Genomic DNA, 22,633 nt, shown 5'->3' with positions numbered 1-22,633 from the left:
CTCGGCTTCTACCCCTTGAGGAGCCGCTCCGAGATGCGGGTCCGCAGGATCTCGGGCACCAGTTCCGACAAGTTGCCGCCCATGCTGCCGATCTCACGGACGAAGCGGCTGCTCACGGCGCTGTACTTTTCCTTGGGCATGAGGAAGACGGTCTCCAGCTCCGGGGCCAGCTTCCGATTCATGAGAGCCATCTGGAACTCGTATTCGAAATCGCTGAAGGCCCTCACGCCCCGGATGATGAACTGGGCGTTCTGCGCCTTGGCGAAGTCCACCAGCAGGCCATGGAAGGTGGTCACTTCCACCTGGGGCAGGGTGGCCGTGAGTTCCTTCAGCATGGCGACCCGTTCATCCACGCTGAAGGCGGGGGACTTGGCGGGGTTGTGGAGGACGGCCACCACGAGCCGGTCCACGAGCTTCGCCGCCCGCTGGATGAGGTCCCAGTGACCGAGGGTCACGGGATCAAAGGAGCCTGGATAAATGGCCGACCGCACGGTCACTCCGACAAGGATGGGGAATCAGCCTAGCGCATCCGGGCTGGCCCCAGGATCAAAGGTCCCTCCGGCCTGCCTCAGCGTTTGAGGATCCAGGTGCGGAAGCGGCCCATGCCCTCGGCCTCGCACCAGCAGGGAAGGCCCTCCTGTCGGAACTGCTCCAGCAGGGGTTCCGGGCGGAAGGGGCTCAGGAGCTGCAGCGCCTCGCCGGGCGCCAGGGTCAGCAGGGCCCGGCGGGTGCGGGCCAGAGGGTGCTCGCCCGCCGCCAGCAACCCATCGGCATCCAGGGTGGAGCGCACGGAGGCAGGTTGCGCCCACTCGGGCCGGGGATCCTCAACCGGGATCTCGTCGGCCCGGCCGGGGGTTGCTGTGGTTTCGCCGGTCAGCTCCCGGAGGAAGCGCACGAGCTCCGCGGTGGGGAGGCCCGCGACGCGGGCCGCCTGCTCCACGGTGGCCAGCTTCGCCACCGTCCTGCGGAGGATGGGGTTCCGCAGCTTGGCGAACTCGGGAACCCGCGCGATGAGGGCCTCCTGCAGCTCGGGGTGGGCCTCAAGGAAGGCGCCGATCTTCGTTTCGGGCGTGATGTTCATGGGGGCCTCAGGCCTGGGCCGGGGCGTCGTATTCGAGCAGGCGGCGATCCCCCTCCAGGGCCCGCAGGCGCGTGAGGTCCTGGGTCACCTCGAGGGTGCCCAGGTAGGCCCCGGCCTCGTCGCGCACAGCGAAGTAGCGGATGTGGATGAACTTTCCCTGCATCTGGATCCAGAATTCCGCCACGGTCTGGCGGCCAGCCTTGAAGTCGCTGAGGATGCGCTCCACCACATCCACGCTCTTGGGTGGGTGGCAGTGCTTCACTTCGCGGCCCAGGATGGTGCGGCTGCGGGCGAAGACCCGGTCGGGCCCCTCGCTGAAGAAGGCCACGCGGTCGTTCGCGTCCACGAAGGTGATGTCCACGGGCAGCGAGGAGAAGATGCCGATGAGCTGCTGGAAGCTGAGGGAGCCGCTGGGGAAGGCCACGGCCGAGGCCTCGGGCAGGTGGATGGGATCCTCGGGGAGGGTGGCTACGGGCGGCGCGTAGCCCGCGGCGGGCTCCACCAGGCACCAGCCATAGCGCGGGCTGTCCCGCCAGACCTCGCCCCATTCCTCCTCGGTGAAGAGGCCCAGGCACATGGGCAGCAGGATGGTCTCCTCCTTGTAGATCATGGATTCCAGCGCGGCCAGGGCGGGACGCAGCACCGTGGGGACGAGGATCTTCAACTCAGCGCCGCTGAGGCTCTCCTCCCGCAGCACTTCGATGGCCCCTTTGAGGAGGTCGCGCACCTCGTCGTCCTTGGCCCACATGACCTTGGAAGGGCCGGTGTTGCCGTGGCGCTCCAGGACGGAGAAGACCAGGTGCTCCTTGCGCTGGTAGTGCTTGTCCACATCCATGAGGGCGTTGAAGGCCCCCAGCACGGCCAGTCGCTCGGTGGTCGGGTAGGCCTGGTCCGCCACGGACTCCAGGGCCGCAACCTGCTCCCGGGCGGTGCCGATGGCGCTTTCCACAGCCCGGTTCTCCCGGCGGAAGGTGTCCACGGGATGCCCCGCAGGCAGCGCCTGGGCCTTGGGCTGCGTCACGGTGTCCTGGAGCACCTCCGCGTGGAGGTCGCACATGGACTTCACCTCCTCGGGGCTCATGCCGTCGGCCATGAGGGACTGCTCCATGGCGGCGATCTCACTGGCATCCACCTCACCCACCAGCTGGGCGAGGCGCCCCTTCACCTGCTCGGGCGCCTCACCCCGGTGCAGGTGGAGGATGACCTCCTTGAGGGTGGCGATCCGGTGTTCCCGGTTGTTGAGGAGTTCGCTCATGGTGTCTTCCCGTCGGGGGGCCATCCCCGGGAAGAAGAAATAACATAGTAAATAAATCAACAATTCTTAAATGTGATCTGCGTCGTTCCAGACCTGGATCCCCGGCCCGAGAGGGGCCGTGACCGAGTGCTAAAGTGGGACCATGAGCGAGAAACTGAGCGTCGGCCTTCTCTTCGGCGGGGAATCCCCCGAACACGAAGTCTCCATCGTCACGGCCCGGGCCATCGCCGAACACCTGGATTCGGTGCGGTTCCAGGTGCGGCCCATGGGCATCGCCCGCAATGGCGTGTGGGCCGTCCTCGGCGATCCCTTTGCTCGGCTGGCGGCGGGCGAGCTGCCGGAGCGGAGCGACCACCCCTTCCTGCCCTTGGAGAAAGGCGCGGAGGCCTCGCCGCTGCCGGATGTCTTCTTCAATGCCCTGCACGGCGCGGGAGGCGAGGATGGCCAGATCCAGGGCTACCTGGAGCTGCTGCACCGGCCCTACACGGGGGCGGGGCTGCTGGCGATGGCCGCAGGCATGGACAAGTGGATCACCAAGCGCCTCTGGGAATCGGAAGGCCTGCCCGTGGTGCCCTATGTGGGGCTCACGGAGGAGCGGTGGCAGCGCGAAGCCGCGGTCTGCCTCGCGGAATGCGCCAAACTCGGCCTGCCCCTCTTCGTGAAGCCTGCCAACCTGGGCAGCAGCATCGGCGTGGAGAAGGTGAAGCGCGCCGAAGACCTGCCGGCGGCCCTGGATCGGGCCTTCACCTTCGATCGCCGGGTGCTGGTGGAGCAGGGGCTGGATGTCCGCGAGATCGAGGTGGCGGTGCTGGGGGGCGACGAGCCCCAGGTATCGCAGCCGGGCGAAGTGATCGTGGCCGACGAGTTCTACACCTTCGAGGACAAGTACCTCCACGGCAAGAGCCGCACGGAGATCCCCGCGAACATCCCCGAGGAACTGGCCGACCTGGTGCGCAAGCTGGCGGCCAGGGCTTTCGCGGCCTCGGATGGCTACGGCATGGCGCGGGTGGATTTCTTCCTGGAGCGGCTCACGGGGCGGGTCTTCCTCAACGAGCTGAACTTCATCCCGGGGTTCACCAGCATCTCCATGTATCCCAAGATGATGGCGGCCAGCGGCGTGCCCTATGCGGACCTGCTGACCCGGCTCATCGACCTGGCTCTGGCCCGGCACGCCCAGATCGTGGTCAAGCAGAAGGGGTTCCAGTCCGGCAGCGACTGGTTCCGGGGCGCTCAAGGTTAGGGCGGGTCTGGCCGATACCAGCTCCATGGATGGATTTGGCATCGCCCTCTCGGGACTGCGCGCGGCCAGCGCGGGGTTGGCCGTGCAGGCGAACAATGTGGCCAACATCCAGTCCGATGGCTTCCGGGCGAAACGGGTGGCCTTCGTGGCCGAACCCGGTGGCGGCGTCCGGGTGCAGGGCGCGCCCGAGGATCAGGCCCCGGGAGTCCCCGGCGCCTCGAATGTGGATCTGGCCTCGGAAGCGGTGCAGGGCATGGGCTTCGACCTCATGTACAAGGCCAACCTCAAGGTCCTGAAAGCCGAAGACGAGCGCCTGAAGGCCACCCTCGATCTGAAGGCGTAGCCGCCGGGCGGAATAAGCCCCTACACTGAGGCCATGCACGCCCGCACCTGGCTCTCCGTCTTCTCGCTTCCCCTCGTGACTGCGTTCACCTTGCCGGTGCTCCAGCAGGGCACGCCGCCCAAGGTGGTGGCCAAGCCCGGGGGCAGGCCCGTGCCGCAGGATCCGCTCGCGGGCCTGTCCGATATCCAGGATGTGCTGGCCCTGGTGCAGCAGAACTATGTGGATGCCCCGGACATGGAGAAGGTCGTCTCCGGCGGTGTCCAGGCCGTGCTCGAGCGATCCCACCCTTTGAATGCCTACTTGTCGGCGGAGGATCTGCGCCTGCCGGATCCCGGCCCCGCCGAGGCCGGGCTCACAGTGATGAAGCGCGGCAACCTCTATGCCACGGTGTTGGCGGTGGTGCCTGGCGGACCCGCGGCCAAGGCTGGCATCCAGGCGGGAGATGTGATCCGCAAGGTCGATGGGGATTCGGTGGGCCGACTCAGTTCTTGGGCGCTGGAACGCCGCCTGCGTGGCGAGGAGGGCTCGACGCTGGATCTCTACCGCTATTCCAACGCCACGGGCGACCTGGCCAAGACCACGCTCCATCGGCAGCGCCTCGCAGCGGCCCCCGCGATCCTCAAGCAGGGCGCCGGCGCGACGCTGCTGACCCTGCCCGACCTGGCTCCCGGTCGCGCCGAAGAGCTGAAGAAACTCCTGGCTTCCGTGGACCGCAGCCAGACGCTGGTGCTGGACCTGCGCCAGTGCGCCAAGGGATCGATGGAAGAAGCGGCGGCCGTGGCCGGCCTCCTGGGGGCCAAGGAGACCTTCGGCACCCTCCAGGAGGCCGGTAAGCCCGATCGTCCGGTGGCGGTGGTCGGCTCCGGCGCGCCCTTCGCGCGCCTGGCGCTGCTGATGGGCCGCTCCACGCTCGGTGCCTCCGAGGCCCTCGCCGCATGCCTGAAGAAGGGCGGTGCGAAGGCTTTCGGCGAGAAGACCCTGGGCCTGGGCGTCGAGCGGAGCCGTTTCCCACTGAAGCAGGGCGGGGCCGTGGAACTGGTCTCCCGCCGCTGGCTCGGCGCGGGCGGTGAAAAGCTCGATCGCCAGGGCGTGGCGCCGGATCAGGTGCTGCGGCTCGCCGATGCGGACGATGCGCTGGCCAAGGTGCTGACCGCCCTCCAGGCGCCGCCGCCCGCTGCCAAGCCCGTCGCGAAGGCCTCCTAGTTGGCCCGAGGGAAGGGGAAGCGCACCTCCACCCTGGCCCTGGTGGCCTGGGGGGCCTTCACGCTGCTGCTGGGCCTGGGCGTGGGCCTGTTGCTGGGCCAGCAGGGGTGCGGCAAGCGGGAGGCCCCGGCCAAGCGGGAGGCCCCGAAGCCCGAGCCCAAAAAGCCCGAGAAGAAAAGTGCCGAGCCCAAGGTGACCCCCGCCCCGGAAGCCACCAAGCCCCCGAGCCCGGAGCCTGCGCGCCCCCTGCCGGTGCTGGCCCTGGTGATCGACGACCTCGGCTATGTGCAGCCGGAACTGGTGACGCGGCTGTGCAGCCTGCCCGTGGCCTTCAGCGTGGCGGTCCTGCCCTACCAGGAGCACACGCGGGTGAGCGCCGACATCGCCTATCGCCTGGGCAAAGAGGTGATGCTGCATCTGCCCATGGAGCCCATCGGCTACCCCGGCCCCAGCCGTGATCCCGGGCCCAACGCCATCCTCTACAACCTGCCCGAAGCGGAGGTCCGCCGCCGGGTGCGCATGGCCCTGGAGGAAGTCCCCCACCGCGTGGGCGTGAACAACCACATGGGCAGCCGCATCACGCCGGACCGCCTGCGCATGGGCTGGGTGCTCCAGGAGATCAAGGCCCGGAAGTATTTCTTCGTGGACAGCCGCACGGAGAAGGACAGCGTGGCCTTCGATGTGGCGGAGAAGCTGGGCATCCCCACGGTCCAGCGGCGCGTCTTCCTGGATGACGACAAGGCCTTCCCCGAGATGGAGAAACAGTGGGACCGGGCCATCAAGCTGGCGGAGAAGGACGGCTCAGTCCTCATCATCGGCCACATCTACCCCGAGACCGTGGAGGCCCTCGAGAAACTCGTGGCGCGCAGCAAGGGGCTGGTGCGCTTCGTGAAGGCAGGCGACCTGGCCAAGTGATAGGCTGATTCCGGCGATGGCGTCCGCCCCATAACCGCCTGGATGGCTGATGACGCCTGTGGATCCTGGAGGACACAGGCATGGGCGTTCATTCTTTTCTCGCGGTCGGCGTGGGCGCGGCGCTCGGGGCTTGGCTGCGCTGGGGCCTTGGCGCGCTGCTGAATCCCCTGGTGCCGAGCCTTCCCCTGGGTACGGTGGCGGCGAACCTGCTGGGGGGCTACCTTGTGGGCGTGGCCGTCGCCGTGTTCGCCCAGCACCCGGGCTTGGCGCCCGAAGCAAGGCTCCTCATCATCACGGGGTTTCTGGGGGGGCTCACCACCTTCTCGACCTTTTCCGCCGAGGCGGTGCACCTCCTGACCCGCGGAGAATACGCCTGGGCTGCCGGCCACATGGCGATCCACCTGGCGGGTTCCCTGTCCATGACGCTGCTGGGCCTGCTGACGGTCAAGGTCTTCGTGAAAGCCTGAGGAGGCGTCATGAGAGGCACCTATCTGATCTTCTATGTCCAGGAGGACCGCACCCGGCACGGGATCCTGGTCTACGAGTGGCTGTTGAAGCACGCCCGCGGGCTGGGGCTGAAGGGGGGCTCGGCCGTGAAGGCCATCGCCGGGTTCGGCCGCCACGGCCTCATCCACGCGGACCACTTCATCGAGCTGGCGGGGGACCTGCCGGTGGAAGTCTCGTTCATGGCCTCGGACGAGGAGGCGGACCGCCTGCTGGCCTCCATCGAGCGCGAGGGCCTCTCCGTGTTCTATGTCCGGATTCCGGCCGAGTGCGGCGTGCTCAATCCAGAGGCCCATCCGTAGCCACGGTCAGTGCCCGCAACCGCAGCCGCCGGTGAAGGCCGCGCTCCGGGCCGCGCGGATCATGCCGAGGCCCTCCTTCCCGATGAGCAGCGCCAGGCCCAGCGCCGCGGCGGCATCCACCCACCAGAGGGCGGGCAGGAGCAGGAACAGCAGGCTGCCGGCGAAGAGGACCACGGACAGCTGGATGCAGGCCAGGCTGCAGGCCGCATCGGCCTCCACGGTGGCGCTGTCCAGGGCCCGGGCCACCCGGAGCTTCGCGCGCCACAGGAAGACCATGAAGGTCAGGGACAGGGCCGAGATGACCAGGCCCGGCAGGGTGGTGGGTGGATGGACGCGGGTCGTGAGCTGGAGGAGGGCCCCTCCGGCGATGCCCAGGGCCAGGGCCAGGAACAGCCAGCCGATGCTCCGGGTGGCCTTGCGCTCACGCTCAAGGTTGCCGTGATCCAGTAGCTTCCACAGCACCAGCAGGGCTGAGGCCACCTCGATGAAGCTGTCGGCGCCGAAGCCGAAGAGGGCCACCGAATCGTCCGCCCAGCCGAAGGCCATGGAGACGAGTCCTTCCGCCAGGTTGTACCCGATGGTCAGGGCGGAGAGCCAAAGGGCCCGGCGGCGCCAGTCCACCTGGTTCGGGCCCGAATTCACGGATGGGGCTCGCGGACCTTGCGGGCCTTCACCAGCACCAGGGTCGATCCCTGCGGATGGCGCTCCATGTGCACCTCGTCCATGACCTGCCGCATGAAGAAGACGCCGCGGCCACCAGGCTTGAGCAGGTTCTCGGGCAGGTTCGGGTCGGGCAGGGCCTCCAGATCCACGCCCGGGCCGCGATCCTCGATCCGGATCTCGAAACGATCTACCTTGGGCGTGAAGGTCACCTTCACGGGCTTGTCCTTGACCAGCTTGTTCCCATGGCGCATGGCGTTGGCGATGCCCTCCTGGATCGCCAGCCAAAGACGCTCGCCATCCTCCTGGCTGAAGCTGAGGTGCTTCAAGAATTCCGCGCCCACCACCTGAATGAGGTCGATGAAGCGCAGGTCCGTGTTGCAGGTGAGGACGACGGGCAGAAGGGCGGGATGGGCCATGGGCTAGAAATCCCTTTCAGAGATCAGGGGAACCAAAGCCAAGGTACTTGGAATCCCGGCCCCGGGGCCAGAGGTTTTGCCAGGGCCCGATGGGCGCCCGGGCTGGAAGGTGCGTGTCCGAGATCACAATTAAGAATACATGGTCCTAAATATGGAAAATTGTGGAACACTGCTTCCCGGCGCCCGGTGAGCGCGCGAGATGGAGGCTTCGATGAAGGCAAGGTGGTGGCTGGTGTTGCTGGTGCTCCTCGCGGGCTTTGGCGTGTTGGGCCTGGGAGGGCGGCAGATCGCCCAGAATGCCCCGCCCATCCCGCAGCGCGTGGTGGCCGAGGATGGCACCCAGCTGGTGGGCCCGGGGCAGATCCTCGAAGGCCAGGTCAGCTACCTGGGACACGGTGGCCAGCACATCGGATCCATCTGGGGTCACGGTGCTTACCTGGCACCTGACTGGTCGGCGAAGGCCCTGCACCAGTGGGCCGCGCACACCCTCGAGGGGGTGAAGGTCCAGGGTGTCTCCGCCGCCGATGCCAAGGCCAGCACCATATCCATATTTCAGAGCAACAGGTATGAATCATCCACCGGCACCCTGACGCTGAACGCGGCGCAGGCCAAGGCCTACCTTCAGGCCCGCGCTGAACTGGCGAAGGTCGCGGTGGAGGGCGACAAGGGCGCCGCCATTCCCGCTCGATGGATCCCCACCTTGGAGGAAGGTGAGCGCGTGGCCGACTTCTGGCTGTGGACCGCCTGGGCTGCTGCGGCCCGGCGTCCCGGTGCGGATCACAGCTACACCCAGAACTGGCCCCAGGAGCCCCTGGTGGGCAACGCCATCACGCCCATCAGCCACCTCTGGAGCATCCTGTCGATCATCCTGCTGATCCTGGGGGTGGGTCTCATGGTGTGGCACCACGCCCACCAGCCTGCGGAGGAGTTCCCCGACCCCAAGCCCATCCCACCCGCCCCGGCCACGCCCAGCCAGCGCTGGTCTGCCCTCTACTTCGCGGTGGCCATGGCCCTGTTCCTGGTGCAGATCGGCATGGGCGTCATGACGGCCCATGATGCGGTGGAAGGCAACGGCCTCTACGGATTGGATCTGTCGCGCATCCTGCCCTATGCGGCCTCTCGCACCTGGCACCTCCAGCTGGCGGTCTTCTGGATCGCCACCTGCTGGCTGGCCACGGGCCTCTACCTGGGCCCCAAGCTCAGCGCCAAGGAGCCCAAGGGCCAGTGGCTCGGCGTGGCCGGCCTGCTCGGTGCCCTCGTGGTGGTGGTGGTCGGCGCGCTGGCCGGCGCCCACCAGGCCATCCTGGGCAAGCTGTCCGGTTCCTTCATGTTGGGCCACCAGGGCTATGAATATGTGGAACTGGGCCGCCTCTGGCAGATCCTGCTGACGGCGGGCATGGTCATCTGGCTGGTGCTGGTGCTCCGGTCCCTGCTGCCCGCGCTGAAGGGGGAGAAGGGCCGCCTGGGCCTGCTCAAGCTCTTCGTGCTCTCGGCCATCGCCATCCCGCTCTTCTACTCCGCGGGCTTCATGTACACCCGCGAGACCCACATCGCCATGGCCGAGTACTGGCGCTGGTGGGTGGTCCACCTCTGGGTGGAGGGCTTCTTCGAGGTCTTCGCCACCGTCGCCATCGCGCTGCTCTCCACCCGCATGGGCCTGCTGCGCGAAGGCACCGCGCTCCGCGCTGTGAGCCTGTCCATGGGCCTGTTCCTGGGCAGCGGCGTCATCGGCACCTTCCACCACCTCTACTACACGGGCTCCCCGGCCTCCATCGCGGCCCTGGGCTCCGTGTTCAGCGCCCTGGAGATCGTGCCCCTCACCATCGTGGGCTTCGAGATCGCCATGAGCCTGAAGGCCGGCCGCGCCCTGGGCAGCGGCTACGAGTGGCCGTTCAAGTACTTCGCGGCGGTCTGCTTCTGGAACCTGCTGGGCGCCGGCGTCTTCGGCATGCTCATCAACCCGCCCTCGGTGCTCTACTTCGGCCAGGGGCTCAACACCACGCCCATCCACAGCCATGCCGCCCTCTTCGGCGTCTACGGCTTCCTCGCCATCTCGCTCATGCTCTTCGCCCTGCGCGGCATGACGCCGGACAAGGCCTGGGATGAGAAGTGGCTGAAGTACGGCTTCTGGGGCCTGAACCTGGGCCTCGTCATGATGCTGGCGTTCTCGCTGGTGCCCAGCGGCTTCTACCAGATGGCGCAGAGCCTCGAACACGGCACCTGGTACGCCCGTAGCGCCGAGGTGGTGCAGAGCCCCCTCATGCGTGCGTTCACCTGGATGCGCGTCCCCGGGGATACCCTCTTCGGTCTCGGCGCCCTCGCCGTGATCATCTTCACCTTCAAGGCTGTCATCGGCGCCTGGGGCTGGAGGACCGCCGAGGAGACCCGGCCGGTCCGCGAGGCCACGGACGCGGCCCCCGCGTTCGCGGTGGTCGAAGACTGATCCGACGCCACACCAACGCTGCACAAACCGGGGCCCCTGCTGGAAGGCGGGGGCCTCGCCGCGCCAGGTACCGGGCGCGCCGGCGGGTGGCGTCAAGCAGGCCTGTTAACCTGACTCGCCTTGGAGGTGCATTGTGGTTCTCATCGCCGTCCTACTGCTCGTGGTTGGTGTTCTGGCCTGGCGATGGAAGACCAAGGTGGAATTCCCCCTGTCGGCCCGTCTGGCCATTCTGCAATGGATCGGCCTGGGGCTCGGGGCGGTCATGTTCCTGGCCTCCATGGCCGTGGTGGTGCCCCCGGGGCAGGCGGGCATCCAGGTGCTGTTCGGCAAGGTGAACCCCGAGCCGCTGCCCTCGGGCCTCCACTTCATCAACCCCTTCGCCCAGGTGGTGGAGATGGAGGTCCGCACCCGGAACTACACGATGTCGACCGTGTCAGACGAGGGACAGCACAAGGGCGACGATTCCATCTCCGTCATCAGCAGCGACGGCCTCACCGTGAAGCTGGATGCCACCATCTTCTACTCGCTGCAGCAGGCCCGCCTGCCGGAGATCTACCGGACCATCGGACCGGATGTGGAGGCGCGCATCGTGCGCAGCGAGATCCGGGCCAGCCTGCGGGATGCCGCCGCCAGTCTCTCCGCCACGGAGCTGTACACCTCCAAGCGCCAAGCCTTCGTGGATCAGGTGTCCAAGACCCTTCGGGCCGCCTTTGAAGGCCGGGGCATCACCCTGGAGCAGATGCTGCTCCGCAATGTCATCCTGCCGGACCAGATCACCAAGTCCATCAACGACAAGATCAGTGCCGACCAGGACGCCCAGAAGATGGCCTTCGTCCTGCAGAAGGAGAAGCAGGAGGCGGAGCGCAAACGCATCGAAGCCGAAGGTCAGGCCCGGGCCCAGCAGATCGTGAGCCAGAGCCTGACGCCCCAGATCATCGAGTACCAGCGCATCCAGGCCCTGCGGGACATTGGGGCCAAGGGCAACCTGATCATCACCCCCATGGGGGGCGCCACGCCCATGATCCAGGTGCCCGCCAAGAAATAGGGCCCCCGGTTCTATTCGATGTATTTCCCCCGCTCCGTGTAGTGCGTGTGGAGCAGGCGGTGGCTTCTGGTGCCGCAGGGCCCTTCCTTCAGGAACTCGGAATAGATCCTCAGGACATCCGGGTTCTCGTGGGATTTGCGGATCGGATAGGCGGAATCCTCGGCGTAGATGGCCCTGGCCCGGGCTTCCCGGATCTCGGGCGAGGTGGGGATGGGCTGGCCGCCCCCGCCGATGCATCCGCCCGGGCACCCCATGAACTCGATGAAATGGCACTGGCTGAAGAGGCCGCCCGCCTTGATGTCCTCCATGACTTTCTTCGCGTTGGCCGTGCCGTGGGCCACCGCGACCTTCAGCGTGGCCCCCCGGAGGAACTCCCAGCTCGAGAAATGGTCCGCGAGGATCGCCGGGACGGGCCCCACCTCCGGAATCGGGATCTCCGCATAGCGGATGCCCTCGAAACCCCGGACAGGCTTGATGTCGGCATGGGCGAAGAGATCCTCCACCTTGACGCCGGACACCAGTTCGAGGACCGAGCGGAGGGCCGCCTCCATGACGCCTCCGGTGGCGCCGAAGATCACGCCGGAGCCGGTGGCGGTCCCGAAGGGCGCGTCGAACCCGGTCTTCGGCATGTCCGGGAGCCGGATGCCGGACTCGCGGATCATCTTGGCCAGCTCCCGGGTGGTGAGGCCGTAGTCCACATCCTTGAAGCCGCTGGCGTCCATCTCGGGCCGGTTGCATTCGAACTTCTTGGCCGAGCAGGGCATCAGGGCCACGGTGACGATGTCCTCGGCGGGGATGTGATGGGTCCGGGCGTAGTAGGTCTTGATGATGGCGCCGAACATCTGCTGCGGACTCTTGGCGGTGGAGAGGTTCGGGATGTACTCGGGATAGAAGTGCTCGAGGTATTTCACCCAGCCGGGGCTGCAGCTCGTGAACTGGGGCAGGGCGACGGATTCCTCCTGTAGCAGTACTTTCTTCAGCCGGATCAGGAGTTCCGTGCCCTCCTCGAGGATCGTGAGGTCCGCCGTGAAGTTGGTGTCGAAGACCCTGTCGAACCCGGCGCGCTTCAGGGCCGTGTTGAGCTCAAAGGTGAGGGCGTGCCCTGCGGGGAGGCCGAAGCATTCCCCGATGGCGGCGCGCGGGCTGGGCGCGGTCTGGATCACCACATGCTTGCCCGGGTCGTCGATGGCGGCCCAGACCTCGTCTGTGTAGTCCTGGGCATGGAGCGCGCCGGTGGGGCAGCGGTTGATGCACTGCCCGCAGTTGATGCAGACGACATCGCCCAGCGGCTTGCCGAGGTACGGGGCGATGTGGCTGTGATCCGACCGTCCCAGCACCTCGATGGCGCCCACCTCCTGGAGGTCGATGCAGGTGCGGACGCATCGGCGGCACATCACGCACTTGTTGTTGTCGCGGACCACCGAGTAGGAGGATCCGTCGATCTCATGGCGGGGCCGCTCAGGGTGGCCGAATCGGAACATGTCCACGCCGTATTCCCGGGCCAGATCCTGGAGTTCGCAGTTGTTGTTTCTCCGGCAGGCGTAGCAGTCGCCATAGTGGTCGCTCAACAGGAGATCGACGATGTGGCGCCGGGCCAGCCGGACCTTCTTGGAATGGGTCCTGACCTGGATGGGAGCCGTCACCGGGAAGGTGCAGGCCGCCTGGAGCGCGCGCAGGCCCTCGACCTCGACGGAGCAGATCCGGCAGACGCCGGCCACGCAGAGATCCGGGTGGTGGCACAGGGTGGGGATGTGGGTTCCCAGCTTCCGCGCCGCCTCGAGGATGCTGGTCCCGACAGGCACCTTCACCTCCTGCCCGTCGAGCGTGAGGGCGACTTCAGCTTCGCTGCCCAGGGGGCCGGGGGGTGGGGCGTTCTGGTTCTGCTGACTGGCCGGGGCCCGGCGGGGGCGCTCAGAGACGGTGGCTTCGGTCATGGTCGATTCCCCTTCACTCACGCGTGGACCAGGGGGTGGGCGCGTCCCATGAGTTCCTCCCGGAAGTTGCGGACCACGGAGAGGAAGGCGCAGGGACTGCTCTGCCCGAGCCCGCATTTGGAGGCGATCATCATGGTCTCGCCGAGGGCGCAGAGCTCATTGAGGTAGGCCATGGAGCAGGTGCCCGCCTTGAGCATCTTCACGCCCTCCAGCAGCTTCCGATTCCCGAGTCGGCAGGGCGTGCACTGGCCGCAGGACTCGTCGGCGAAGAAGCCGAGGAAGTTCTCGATGACATCCAGCATGTCCCGCTGGGGGCCGAAGACGATCACGGACCCACCCGTCGGGATGTCCTCGAAGGCGATGGCCCGATCGAACTGCGAGGCCGGGATGCACTGGCCCGAAGCGCCCCCGATCTGGACGGCCCGGGCGTTCTCCCCGCCCACATTCCGGAGCAGCTCCTTGACGGTGATGCCCATGGGAAACTCAAAGACGCCCGGCCGTTCGCAGTCGCCCGAGATGCTGAAGATTTTGATGCCCGTGCTCATCTCGGTTCCGACCTTCCGGAACCACGCCGCCCCCTTTTGCAGGATGCAGGCCGCCCAGGCCAGGGTCTCCACATTGTTGACGACCGAGGGACGATCCAGGAAGCCCTGGTGGACGGGGTAGGGCGGCCGGTTCCTCGGCTCGCCGCGGAACCCTTCGAGGCACTCGATCAGACCGGTCTCCTCGCCGCAGATGTAGGCGCCGGCCCCCATGAAGATGCGGATGTCGAACCCCGGCTGGAAGCCGAGGATGTCCTCCCCCAGCAGGTGCCGGCTCCGGCGCTGCTGCAGGACGGCTTCGAGGTGGGCGCGCAGGTAGGTGTACTCGCCCCGGAGGAAGAGGATCCCTTCTTTCGCTCCGACGGCGAGCGCGGCGATGGTCATGCCTTCGAAGACCAGGTCCGCGTGTTCCTGGAGGATCACGCGATCCTTGAAGGTCCCCGGTTCGCCTTCATCCGCGTTGCAGAGGATGAACTTCTGGTCGGAGGGCGCTTCGGCCGCCAGGGCCCACTTGGTGCCGGTGGAGAACCCGGCGCCGCCGCGGCCCTTCAATCCGGAGGCGGTGATCTCCTGGACGATCTCCGCCGGGGTCCGTCCCAGGGCCCGCTGCAGGCCGATGTCTGGGGGCATGTGGCTGAAGGTCGGAATCTGGCTCATGCGAGGTGAACCTCCTTCCGTTCCGTGGCGTGCTGTCCGAAGGCCCGGCGGCACTCCTCGAGGATGGCGTGCACGGATTCCGGGGTGACGCGGGTGAAGACGCGCTCGTTCACCAGCAGGGCGGGCCCCTGGTCGCACATGCCGATGCAGTTGGCCCATTCCAGGGTGAATTTCCCGTCCGGCGTCGTCTGCCCGAAGAAGATGCCCAGATCATTCTCGAGCTGCCGCATGACCCGGGCCTTTCCCGCCATGTCGCAGGAGATGGTGCGGCAGAGGCGGATCACATAGCGGCCCTGGGGGCGGTCGCCGAGGAAGGCATAGAAGGACACGACGCTGTTCACTTCCACCGGATGGATGCCGAGCAGGTCGGCCGTGACCTGCATGGCATAGCTGTCGATCTTGTGGTACTTGCGCTTCACCTCCTGGAGGATGGGCACCAGGGAGGTGCGCTGGCGGCCGTACTTGTCGACCAGGTTCTGGATTTCCGCCGCCAGGAATTCGCGCTCCGTCATCAGCATGTCGGTTCTCCTTGGTCTGGGGCATGCGTGGCCGGCCCGCCCTCAGGCGGGGGCTGGTTCACAGGGAGGGCGCATGGGCGGGTGCTCACGGCCCTCCCGGACGGGCTGAGGGGCCGCCATCCTGCCTGTTCGTCGAGAGGAAGCCGCATCCATCTGGACCACCACAGGGGCCGACGAGACTCTACTCCCGGAGGCATCGGGGTTCCAGTTAATGATGATTCATGGGTAATGAATAATTTCCGAGGCGGGAACCCTGAGATCGAGCCCTTGTTCCCGCCTCTGCGCTATGATGAATAACTTGACCAATGTGGTCAGGATTGTGGGGCTGCCATGAAGGTGATCGTCGCCAAGACCGCGGGTTTCTGCTGGGGCGTGAAACGCGCCATGGACGCGGTGCTGGAGGCCTCGGTCCGCAACGACGGCCGCGCCGTCCAGACCCTGGGTCCGCTCATCCACAACCCGCAGGCCCTGGATCTCATCGGCAAGCGGGGCGTGGCTGTGGCCGAGACGCCTGACAAAGTGCAGAACGGCACGGTGGTGATCCGGGCCCACGGCATTCCCATCCAGGACCTGCGGGGGCTCAAGGAGCGCCAGGCGCGGGGCGAAGTGAAGATCGTCAATGCCACCTGTCCCGAGGTGGCCAAGGTCCACCACAAGATCAAGAAGTGGAGCCCCAAGGGCTACTTCACGGTGATCCTGGGCAGCCACGGGCACGCCGAGAGCGTGGCGCATCGCAGCTTCGCAGAGAGCGGCTCCGTCATCGTCGCGAACATGGCCGAGGCCCAGGCGCTGACGGATGACCAGCTGAAGAAGGTGCTGGTGGTGGCGCAGACGACCTTCACGGTGAAGGACTACCACGCGATCTCGGATTACATCCGCACCCGCGCGGGCGATGCGGTCTTCGAGAACACCATCTGTGAAGACACCTGGATGCGGCAGGACGAGGCCAAGGAACTGGCCCGCACCGTGGACACGGTGATCGTCGTGGGGGGCAAGGCCTCCAGCAACACGAAGCACCTGGCCGAGCTGGCCCACCACTACGGCAAGCCGGTGCAGTATGTGGAGACCGCCGCGGAGCTGGACCTCAGCGCCTTCACGGGCCGCGAAACCGTGGGCGTGCTGGCGGGCGCCTCCACGCCCACCTGGCTGGTGGACGAGGTCGTGGATGTTCTGGAGCAGCTGGGGGATGGCCCCAGCCGCTGGCGCAGCTTCGCCCAGGCCGCCTTCGGCAGTTCCTCGCTGCTGGCGATGGGCGCCGGCCTCATGACCCTGGGCGTGCATAAGTGGTTGGGCCTGCCCCTGGGATGGCGCTATCCGGTGCTGGCCGCGACCTATGTGCTGGCCATGTACCTCCTCACCCCGTTTCTGGATCCACTGGGCCTCGGCGCCAAGGGACCGGCCCGGGCCCGGTTCCTGCAGCGCAACCGGATCGCCCTGCTGGCCTCGGCCGGAGCGGCCCTGGTCGCGACCCTCGGCCTGGCGGCCAGCCAGGGGCTGAAGGCCCTGGCCGTGGCGGCGGGGGCCTCGCTGGTGGGTGCCGCCTACAAGCAGCGGTTCCAGGTCGGCAGGCGGATCCTGAGCCTGCGGAACATACCGGGTTCCAAGGATGTGGTGGTGGCCCTGGCCCTGGCCACGGTCGCGGTCGTCATGCCGGTCTGGCAGGAGGGGCGCGCCTGGGATCTCCGCGCCTTCGCAGCCGTCTTCCTGGTGGGCGTCCTGGCCTTCGTCCGCACGGTGATCTACGAGATCCGGGACATGCAGAATGACCAGATCGTGGGCAAGGAGACCCTGCCGATCCTCATGGGCAAGATGGCCACGAAGGTGGTGCTGGTGGGCCTCCTCGGCTCGCTGCTGGCGGGCACGCTCTGGCTCACCTTCGACAGCCGCCAGCAGGGAGGGCATCCCCTGGCCGTGGCCGTGGTGCTGGTGATCTGCGCGGCCTATCCAGTGCTGTACCTCTGGCTCTATCACGAACGCTTCACGACCGGGAAACACCGCTTCGAGTTGAGTGTCGACCTGAGCTTCTACCTCGTCGGATTGCTGGCGCTGGTGTAGTGCTTGTCAACCCCGGAGAGGCTGCTAGCCTTGGGGCACCTTTTCCAAAGGAGAGCCCCATGCGCATGAAGTCGCTTGCCATCCTGTCGGCCACGGCCGTGCTCGGCGCCGCCCTCGGCTGGGCCGCCGCTGCCGCCAGCTACCAGAAGACCGGCACGGTGAAGGAAGTCGCCGCCGACAGCTTCACCCTGGACCTCGGCAAGGAGGAATGGCGCTTCTACACCGACGGCGGCACGGCCGGGAAGGATGCCCTCAAGGCCGGCGACAAGGTGACCGTCACCTACAAGCAGGTGGCCACCAAGATCGAGAGCAAGGGCGGCGCCAAGAAGGAAGCGGCCAAGGCCCCGGCCACCAAGAAGAAGTAGCTCCGCCGGAGGCGGCACCAGCAGAACGGGGCGCGCTCGCGCCCCGTTCTGCTGGTGTGTGGAAAGATGAATGGATGCGGAACTGGGTTCTCATCACAGGGTGTTCGACGGGCATCGGGCGGGCCCTGGTCCCGCTCTGCCGTCAGGCGGGCTGGGGCGTGGTGGCCACGGCCCGGAAGCCAGAGTCGCTGGCGGACCTGCCGCCCGGCGAGGACCTGCGCGTTCTTTCCCTGGATGTCACCGAGGACGCGAGCGTCGCGCTGGCGGCTGCGGCCTGCGCCGACCTGCGCCTGAAGGCCCTCGTGAACAATGCCGGCTACGGCCAGGTGGGCCCCCTGGAACTCCTCCGTCCCGAGGAACTCCGGGCGCAATTCGAGACCAATGTGATCGGCCTCCACCGGGTGACCAACGCCTTCCTGCCGTTGCTGCGGCGCCAGCCCGGCGCGCGGATCCTGCAGGTGGCCTCCATGCTGGGGCGCCTGTCCATCCCACTGGCGGGCCCCTACAACGCCTCCAAGCATGCCGTGGTGGCCCTGGCGGAGAGCCTGCGCCTGGAGGTGGGCCGGGAAGTGGCGGTGGTGCTGGTGGAACCGGGCGCCATCCGCACGGCCTTCCGCGAGACCCTCGCCACGGCCTGGGGGGATCTGCCGGAGCGGGCCCGGGGCACCCGGTACGAGGCCGTCATCGGCCGCTACCTGGCCCTGCGGAAGGGGCAGGCCGAGCGGTTCGCCATGGACGCGGAAGACTGTGCCCGCAAGCTGCTTCACGCCTTGAATGCCGTGCATCCCCCGCGCCGGGTGGTCGTCGGCCGGGACGCCTTCTGGGTGGCCAAGCTGAAGGCCCTCCTGCCAGTCGCCTGGTGGGAGGGCCTGCTGCGCCGCCAGTACGGCCTGGATTGACCTACTTGTAGATGCCGCAGCCGACGACGATGCCGCCTTCCGCCAGGCAGAACGAGGTCTTGTTCTCGACCTTGCCCGTGGCGGGATTCTCGACCTTCATGTCGGCCCAGCCGCCGCCTTTCTTCTGGCCGGTCTTGATGATCTCCTGGATGTTGTAGACGCCGTCCGGGTCCTTCACATTCCAGCGGTTGACGCCGAGGAGGTTGGCCCGGGCCCCGTGGGCCAGCACCACGCCCTTGAGGTCATAGACGAAGAGATACAGGGTCCCGCCCTGCTTCACATGGAACCGGCCCTGGGGCTTGTGGACCTCGGCCAGGAAGGCCTCCTTCCCGTTGGCCTTCAGGAAGGCGATGCCCTCCTTCACCATGGCTTCGGCCTTGGGACGCTCTGCAGGCTGAGCAAGCAGGGCGGTGGTGATCACGAGGGCAGCGGGCAGGGCCAGCAGGCGGCGCGGGTGGATGCTCATGGGCAATCTCCTTCTCAAGCAAACAGGGACTCTTTCCCTCCCATTCATCGGCCGGAGTTCAAACTACCTTAAGCTCTCATTTAAAATCTATTTATAGGCACCACAGCCGATGACCCAGCCTTCCATCAGCTCCACATATGAGACTTTGGTCCTGACTTTGCCCGTCCCGGGGTGGGGGTATTTGTAGTCCACCCAGCCACTGCCCTTGGCCCGGGCGACGGCGATCATGTCCCGGAGGAAATGCTTCCCATCGGGGTCCCGCAGGCCGATCCGGTTCGTGCCCACCATCTGGCTCTGGAAGCCGATGGCCTGGCAGACGCCCTGCAGATCGTAGACGAAGATGTAGAGCTCATCTCCGCTTTTCACATGGAACCGGCCCTGGCCGTGGTTGATCTCCCTCAGCAAGGCCTCTCTCCCGTGGCGTTTGGCGAACGCCACCGCCTCCTTCACCAGGGACAGGGCCCTGGCCGGCTGGTCCTGGGCCAAGAGGGGCGGCGCGGCCATGCAGAGAATGGCCGGAATCCATGCATTCCCAGCGTGCACAAGAGCCTCCTTCGGAGGAGAACGGCTACACCTGTAGAGATCGTCCACTCTGGGGGAAGCATGAATCCCGGCGGGGCCTGCCAGACTGGGGGGATGCCCGACGACCACCTTCGCCTCATCGAGACCTTCGCCTTCATTTTCTCGGCATCCGCTTCGGGGATGCGCGAGACCTCGCCGTTGAACAGGGAGGTGGGCCGTGGCTGAGGATCGCCTTTATCTGATCGACACCTTTGCCTTCATTTTCAGGGCCTATTTCGCCAATCCCCGGCTGAAGAACGGGGCGGCCTACACCTTCACGCGGCTGGTGCTGCAGCTGCTGGAGAAGCACAAGCCCACCCACATCGCCTGTGTGTTCGACACGCCGGAGCCCACCTTCCGGCACGAGATCTATCCCGAATACAAGGCCAACCGCGACGCCATGCCCGAGGACCTGCGACCGCAGATCCCCATGATCCGGCAGCTGGTGGAGGCGTTGAACATCCCCATCGTGGAACTGCACGGCTACGAGGCGGACGATGTCATGGGCACCCTGGCCCGGGAATCCGCGGCCCTGGGCCTTCCCGCGGTCATCGTCAGCCCCGACAAGGATCTGCTGCAGCTGGTGGACGACGGGCTGCGCATCCAGGTGCTGAATACCAAGGATGGCGAGATCTGGCACGACCGCGAGGGTGTGAAGACCCGCATGGGTGTGTGGCCCGAGCAGGTGGTGGACTTCCTGAGCCTGGTGGGGGATGCCTCCGACAATGTGAAGGGCGTGCCGGGCATCGGCGAGAAGGGGGCGGCCCTGCTGCTGGAGAAGTTCGGCAGCCTGGACGGCGTGATCGCCGCCAAGGCGGACCTGAAGCCCAAGCAGCGGGAGGGGTTGGAGGCGGCCTCCGCGTGGCTGGACCTCACCCGGCGCCTGGTGACCGTGGTGACCGACCTCCACCTCTCGCTGCATCCCCGGGATCTCGCCTATCCCGGCGTGGACGAGGCCAAGGCCCGGGAGACCTTCAAGGCCCTGGGCTTCCAGACCCTCACCAAGGAGTTCACGCAGAGCGCCGAGCAGGCGGGCAGCGCGCGGACCTACCGGGCCGCCTCCACCCTGGCGGACCTCGAGGCGGCCGTGGCGGCCTGCCGCGCGGCCGGCCGCTTCGGCCTCGATACGGAGACCACGAGCATCGACCCCACGCGGGGGCACCTGGTGGGGCTGAGCTTGGCCTGGGCCCCCAACGAGGGGCTCTATGTGCCGCTGGCCCATCTGAAGCCCGCCACTGCGGACACGGAAGGCTCCCTGCCGGGCCTGCTGCCGGACTCGGGCCTGCCCGAGTCGCTGTTGGACCTGCAGGGCGATCCGGTGGCCTTCTTCGCGGAACTGGCACCCCACCTGGATCCCCGCAATGTGCCCTTCGAGGGGGCCCGGCGCGTCCTTGCGCCGCTGCTGGCAGATGCCTCCGTCGGGAAATGCGGCCAGAACCTGAAGTACGATTTGCAGGTGCTGGCCCGTCACGGCCTGCCGGTGGCGGGACTGGCGGACGACAGCATGGTGCTGAGCTTCCTGCTGGAGAGCGGCGTCCGCCACAACCTGGATGACCTGTCCGTGCGGCTGCTCGATGTGAAGCCCATCGCCTTCGAGGCGGTGGTGGGGAAGGGGAAGAGCCAGAAGCGCTTCGATGAGGCGGGGTTCGAGCAGGCGGTGCAGTACGCCGCCGAGGATGCGGATCTGGCCCTGCAGCTCTGCGACAAGCTGCGGGCGAAGCTCACCGACGACCGGATGAAGCGCCTCTACGAAGAGGTGGACCTGCCGCTGGTGGATGTTCTGGCGGCGCTCGAAGGCCATGGCGTTCGTCTGGATTTGAATGTCCTTTCCCAGCTCGCTGTGCGCATGCACGGCGAGCGTGAACGCGCCCAGGCCCGTGTCATCGAACTCGCAGGCGAGCCCTTCAACCTGAACAGCCCCACCCAGCTGGGGGCGATCCTCTTCGGCAAGCTGGGCTACAAGCCCGTGAAGTACACGGGCAAGACCAAGGCGCCCAGCACCGACGAGGATGTGCTGCAGGAATTGGCCAAGGCGCAGGGCGCGGAGATTGCCAGCGAGCTGCTGCGGCACCGCCAGATGGTGAAGCTGCTGGGCACCTATGTAGAAGCCCTGCCGCAGATGGTGAACCCCGTGACGAAGCGCGTGCACACGCGCCTGCACCAGGCGGCCGTGGCCTCGGGGCGGCTGGCCTCCAGCGACCCCAACCTGCAGAACATCCCCATCCGCACCGAGGAGGGTCGGGCCATCCGCGGGGCTTTCGTGCCCGAGCCCGGTTGGGTCCTGCTGGACGCGGACTACAGCCAGATCGAACTGCGGGTGGTGGCGGCCCTGGCCGACGATCCCGTGCTGCTGGGCGCCTTCGCCGCGGGCGAGGACATTCACCGCCGGACGGCTTCCGAAGTCTTCGGTGTGCCCATGGAGACCGTCACCTCCGACCAGCGCAGCGCCTCCAAGGCGGTCAACTTCGGCTTGCTCTACGGGCAGGGGGCCTTCGCCCTCGCCGCCAACATCGGCGTCAGCCAGAAGGAGGCCAAGGCCTTTATCGAGCGCTACTTCGAGCGCATGCCGAAGGTGGCCGCCTGGATCGAGGGCGCCAAGGAGCGGGCCCTGGCCGAAGGCCTTGTCCGCACCCACTGGGGTCGCATCCGCCGGATCCCCGAGTTGGAGAGCCCCAACAAGCAGTTCCAGGCCCAGGGACTGCGGGAAGCTGTGAACACCATCGTCCAGGGCACCGCCGCCGACCTCATGCGCCGGGCCATGGTGCGCCTGCACCGCAGCCTCCAGGCCTCGGGCCTCCGGGCCAGGCTGCTGCTCCAGGTCCATGACGAACTCTTGATGGAGGCGCCACCGGAAGAAGTGGACCAGGCCGCCGCCCTCTTGAAGGATGCCATGGAAGGCGCCGACGACCTGGGTGCCCTGGGCGTGAAGCTGGCGGCAGAAGTCCGCACCGGCGACAACTGGCTGGCCTGCAAGTAGGCGGCGCTGAAAGCGGGGAAACATGAACCGCAGAGATGTCTTTTCCGCTCTCCGAGGCTCCTGGGGTTAAACCTTCAATTCCGTCCCGGCGCCGCCTGGATCTTGAGGGCGGCTGGTGGAGGGTTTGACACTTTGTCGGGGGTTGTTCCCGGATCAGGCGATTTCTGGGGGTTTTGTGATGGCTGTCCGGGCTCAAACTTAACGGGGAGGTCATGATTGGCGGGTCTGGTGCGGGAGCGCACCGCAGCC

At 67.1% G+C, this 22,633-nt stretch carries 22 protein-coding genes and 1 riboswitch; of the genes, 12 read left to right on the top strand and 10 right to left on the bottom strand.

Annotation, left to right across the window (positions count from 1 at the left end; translation table 11 throughout):
• Positions 1-8: 8 nt before the first annotated feature.
• From coaD to QZ647_RS08620, 3 genes are all read right to left on the bottom strand, one after another.
• Positions 9-491 carry a pantetheine-phosphate adenylyltransferase gene (gene coaD, locus QZ647_RS08630; protein ID WP_286355667.1) on the bottom strand — a complete coding sequence of 161 codons (483 nt, stop codon included), beginning with the start codon at positions 489-491 and terminating at the stop codon, positions 9-11.
• Positions 492-568: 77 nt separating this feature from the next.
• On the bottom strand, positions 569-1,081 hold the full coding sequence (locus QZ647_RS08625) for a DUF1858 domain-containing protein (protein ID WP_291271766.1): 513 nt from the start codon (positions 1,079-1,081) through the stop codon (positions 569-571).
• A 7-nt stretch (positions 1,082-1,088) separates the two neighbouring features.
• A complete protein-coding gene (locus QZ647_RS08620) occupies positions 1,089-2,336 on the bottom strand; it encodes a DUF438 domain-containing protein (RefSeq protein WP_291271765.1) in 1,248 nt (415 codons plus the stop codon).
• Positions 2,337-2,478: 142 nt separating this feature from the next.
• On the opposite strand from QZ647_RS08620, the gene QZ647_RS08615 reads away from it, so the two are divergent.
• The 6 genes from QZ647_RS08615 (at position 2,479) to QZ647_RS08590 (ending at position 6,843) form a co-directional block, all read left to right on the top strand.
• Complete coding sequence (locus QZ647_RS08615; RefSeq protein WP_291271764.1) at positions 2,479-3,576, top strand: D-alanine--D-alanine ligase family protein; 1,098 nt, start codon at positions 2,479-2,481, stop codon at positions 3,574-3,576.
• A 25-nt stretch (positions 3,577-3,601) separates the two neighbouring features.
• The gene (locus QZ647_RS08610) at positions 3,602-3,919 is read left to right on the top strand and encodes a flagellar basal body rod C-terminal domain-containing protein (protein WP_291271763.1); all 318 of its coding nucleotides are present in this window, start codon (positions 3,602-3,604) and stop codon (positions 3,917-3,919) included.
• Positions 3,920-3,952: 33 nt separating this feature from the next.
• Entirely contained in the window at positions 3,953-5,122 is a 1,170-nt protein-coding gene (locus QZ647_RS08605) for a S41 family peptidase (RefSeq protein WP_291271762.1), read from the top strand.
• On the top strand, positions 5,123-6,037 hold the full coding sequence (locus tag QZ647_RS08600) for a divergent polysaccharide deacetylase family protein (protein ID WP_291271761.1): 915 nt from the start codon (positions 5,123-5,125) through the stop codon (positions 6,035-6,037). It begins immediately after the preceding gene.
• A 3-nt stretch (positions 6,038-6,040) separates the two neighbouring features.
• Positions 6,041-6,103: riboswitch (Fluoride riboswitch) on the top strand.
• Between the two features lie 14 nt (positions 6,104-6,117).
• Positions 6,118-6,504: a fluoride efflux transporter CrcB gene (gene crcB / locus QZ647_RS08595; protein ID WP_291271760.1), complete on the top strand. Its 387-nt coding sequence runs from the start codon at positions 6,118-6,120 to the stop codon at positions 6,502-6,504.
• 9 nt (positions 6,505-6,513) lie between these two features.
• The gene (locus QZ647_RS08590; RefSeq protein WP_291271759.1) at positions 6,514-6,843 is read left to right on the top strand and encodes a DUF190 domain-containing protein; all 330 of its coding nucleotides are present in this window, start codon (positions 6,514-6,516) and stop codon (positions 6,841-6,843) included.
• A 6-nt stretch (positions 6,844-6,849) separates the two neighbouring features.
• Here QZ647_RS08590 and QZ647_RS08585 read toward each other — a convergent pair whose 3' ends face one another.
• Together QZ647_RS08585 and QZ647_RS08580 are read right to left on the bottom strand one after the other, a co-directional pair.
• Positions 6,850-7,485: a cation transporter gene (locus QZ647_RS08585; protein ID WP_291271758.1), complete on the bottom strand. Its 636-nt coding sequence runs from the start codon at positions 7,483-7,485 to the stop codon at positions 6,850-6,852.
• Positions 7,482-7,922: an ATP-binding protein gene (locus QZ647_RS08580; RefSeq protein ID WP_286355677.1), complete on the bottom strand. Its 441-nt coding sequence runs from the start codon at positions 7,920-7,922 to the stop codon at positions 7,482-7,484. The genes QZ647_RS08585 and QZ647_RS08580 overlap by 4 nt, the downstream gene beginning before the upstream one ends.
• A gap of 211 nt (positions 7,923-8,133) precedes the next feature.
• On the opposite strand from QZ647_RS08580, the gene QZ647_RS08575 reads away from it, so the two are divergent.
• Together QZ647_RS08575 and QZ647_RS08570 are read left to right on the top strand one after the other, a co-directional pair.
• Complete coding sequence (locus QZ647_RS08575) at positions 8,134-10,365, top strand: nitric-oxide reductase large subunit (RefSeq protein WP_291271757.1); 2,232 nt, start codon at positions 8,134-8,136, stop codon at positions 10,363-10,365.
• Between the two features lie 133 nt (positions 10,366-10,498).
• Complete coding sequence (locus QZ647_RS08570; RefSeq protein ID WP_291271756.1) at positions 10,499-11,410, top strand: prohibitin family protein; 912 nt, start codon at positions 10,499-10,501, stop codon at positions 11,408-11,410.
• 11 nt (positions 11,411-11,421) lie between these two features.
• Here QZ647_RS08570 and QZ647_RS08565 read toward each other — a convergent pair whose 3' ends face one another.
• From QZ647_RS08565 to QZ647_RS08555, 3 genes are read right to left on the bottom strand one after another with little or no spacing between them, the layout of a single operon-like run.
• Entirely contained in the window at positions 11,422-13,344 is a 1,923-nt protein-coding gene (locus QZ647_RS08565; protein ID WP_291271755.1) for an NADH-dependent [FeFe] hydrogenase, group A6, read from the bottom strand.
• Between the two features lie 17 nt (positions 13,345-13,361).
• A complete protein-coding gene (locus QZ647_RS08560) occupies positions 13,362-14,543 on the bottom strand; it encodes an NADH-ubiquinone oxidoreductase-F iron-sulfur binding region domain-containing protein (protein ID WP_291271754.1) in 1,182 nt (393 codons plus the stop codon).
• Positions 14,540-15,061 (bottom strand): NAD(P)H-dependent oxidoreductase subunit E, encoded by a 522-nt coding sequence (locus QZ647_RS08555; protein WP_291271753.1) that lies wholly within the window; start codon positions 15,059-15,061, stop codon positions 14,540-14,542. The genes QZ647_RS08560 and QZ647_RS08555 overlap by 4 nt, the downstream gene beginning before the upstream one ends.
• Before the next feature lie 330 nt (positions 15,062-15,391).
• Here QZ647_RS08555 and ispH point away from each other — a divergent pair, with 330 nt between their 5' ends.
• The 3 genes from ispH to QZ647_RS08540 all read left to right on the top strand — a co-directional run bounded on the left by ispH (position 15,392) and on the right by QZ647_RS08540 (position 18,380).
• Positions 15,392-17,116 (top strand): 4-hydroxy-3-methylbut-2-enyl diphosphate reductase, encoded by a 1,725-nt coding sequence (ispH, locus tag QZ647_RS08550; protein ID WP_291271752.1) that lies wholly within the window; start codon positions 15,392-15,394, stop codon positions 17,114-17,116.
• Between the two features lie 59 nt (positions 17,117-17,175).
• Entirely contained in the window at positions 17,176-17,481 is a 306-nt protein-coding gene (locus tag QZ647_RS08545; RefSeq protein WP_291271751.1) for a hypothetical protein, read from the top strand.
• Between the two features lie 74 nt (positions 17,482-17,555).
• Entirely contained in the window at positions 17,556-18,380 is an 825-nt protein-coding gene (locus QZ647_RS08540) for an SDR family oxidoreductase (protein ID WP_291271750.1), read from the top strand.
• 1 nt (position 18,381) lies between these two features.
• On the opposite strand, the gene QZ647_RS08535 is transcribed toward QZ647_RS08540, so the two are convergent.
• Both QZ647_RS08535 and QZ647_RS08530 read right to left on the bottom strand, forming a co-directional pair.
• Positions 18,382-18,846, bottom strand: a complete 465-nt coding sequence (locus tag QZ647_RS08535; protein ID WP_291271749.1) for a cache domain-containing protein — start codon at positions 18,844-18,846, stop codon at positions 18,382-18,384.
• 87 nt (positions 18,847-18,933) lie between these two features.
• The gene (locus tag QZ647_RS08530) at positions 18,934-19,389 is read right to left on the bottom strand and encodes a cache domain-containing protein (protein WP_291271748.1); all 456 of its coding nucleotides are present in this window, start codon (positions 19,387-19,389) and stop codon (positions 18,934-18,936) included.
• Positions 19,390-19,585: 196 nt separating this feature from the next.
• On the opposite strand from QZ647_RS08530, the gene polA reads away from it, so the two are divergent.
• Positions 19,586-22,384 (top strand): DNA polymerase I, encoded by a 2,799-nt coding sequence (polA, locus tag QZ647_RS08525; RefSeq protein WP_291271747.1) that lies wholly within the window; start codon positions 19,586-19,588, stop codon positions 22,382-22,384.
• Positions 22,385-22,633 lie beyond the last annotated feature (249 nt).

It is taken from the genome of Geothrix sp., from assembly GCF_020622065.1.
Classification (GTDB): Bacteria; Acidobacteriota; Holophagae; order Holophagales; family Holophagaceae; genus Geothrix.
The sequence above is the reverse complement of the archived record's forward strand: the minus strand, read 5'-3'. Positions and strand labels throughout refer to the sequence as shown.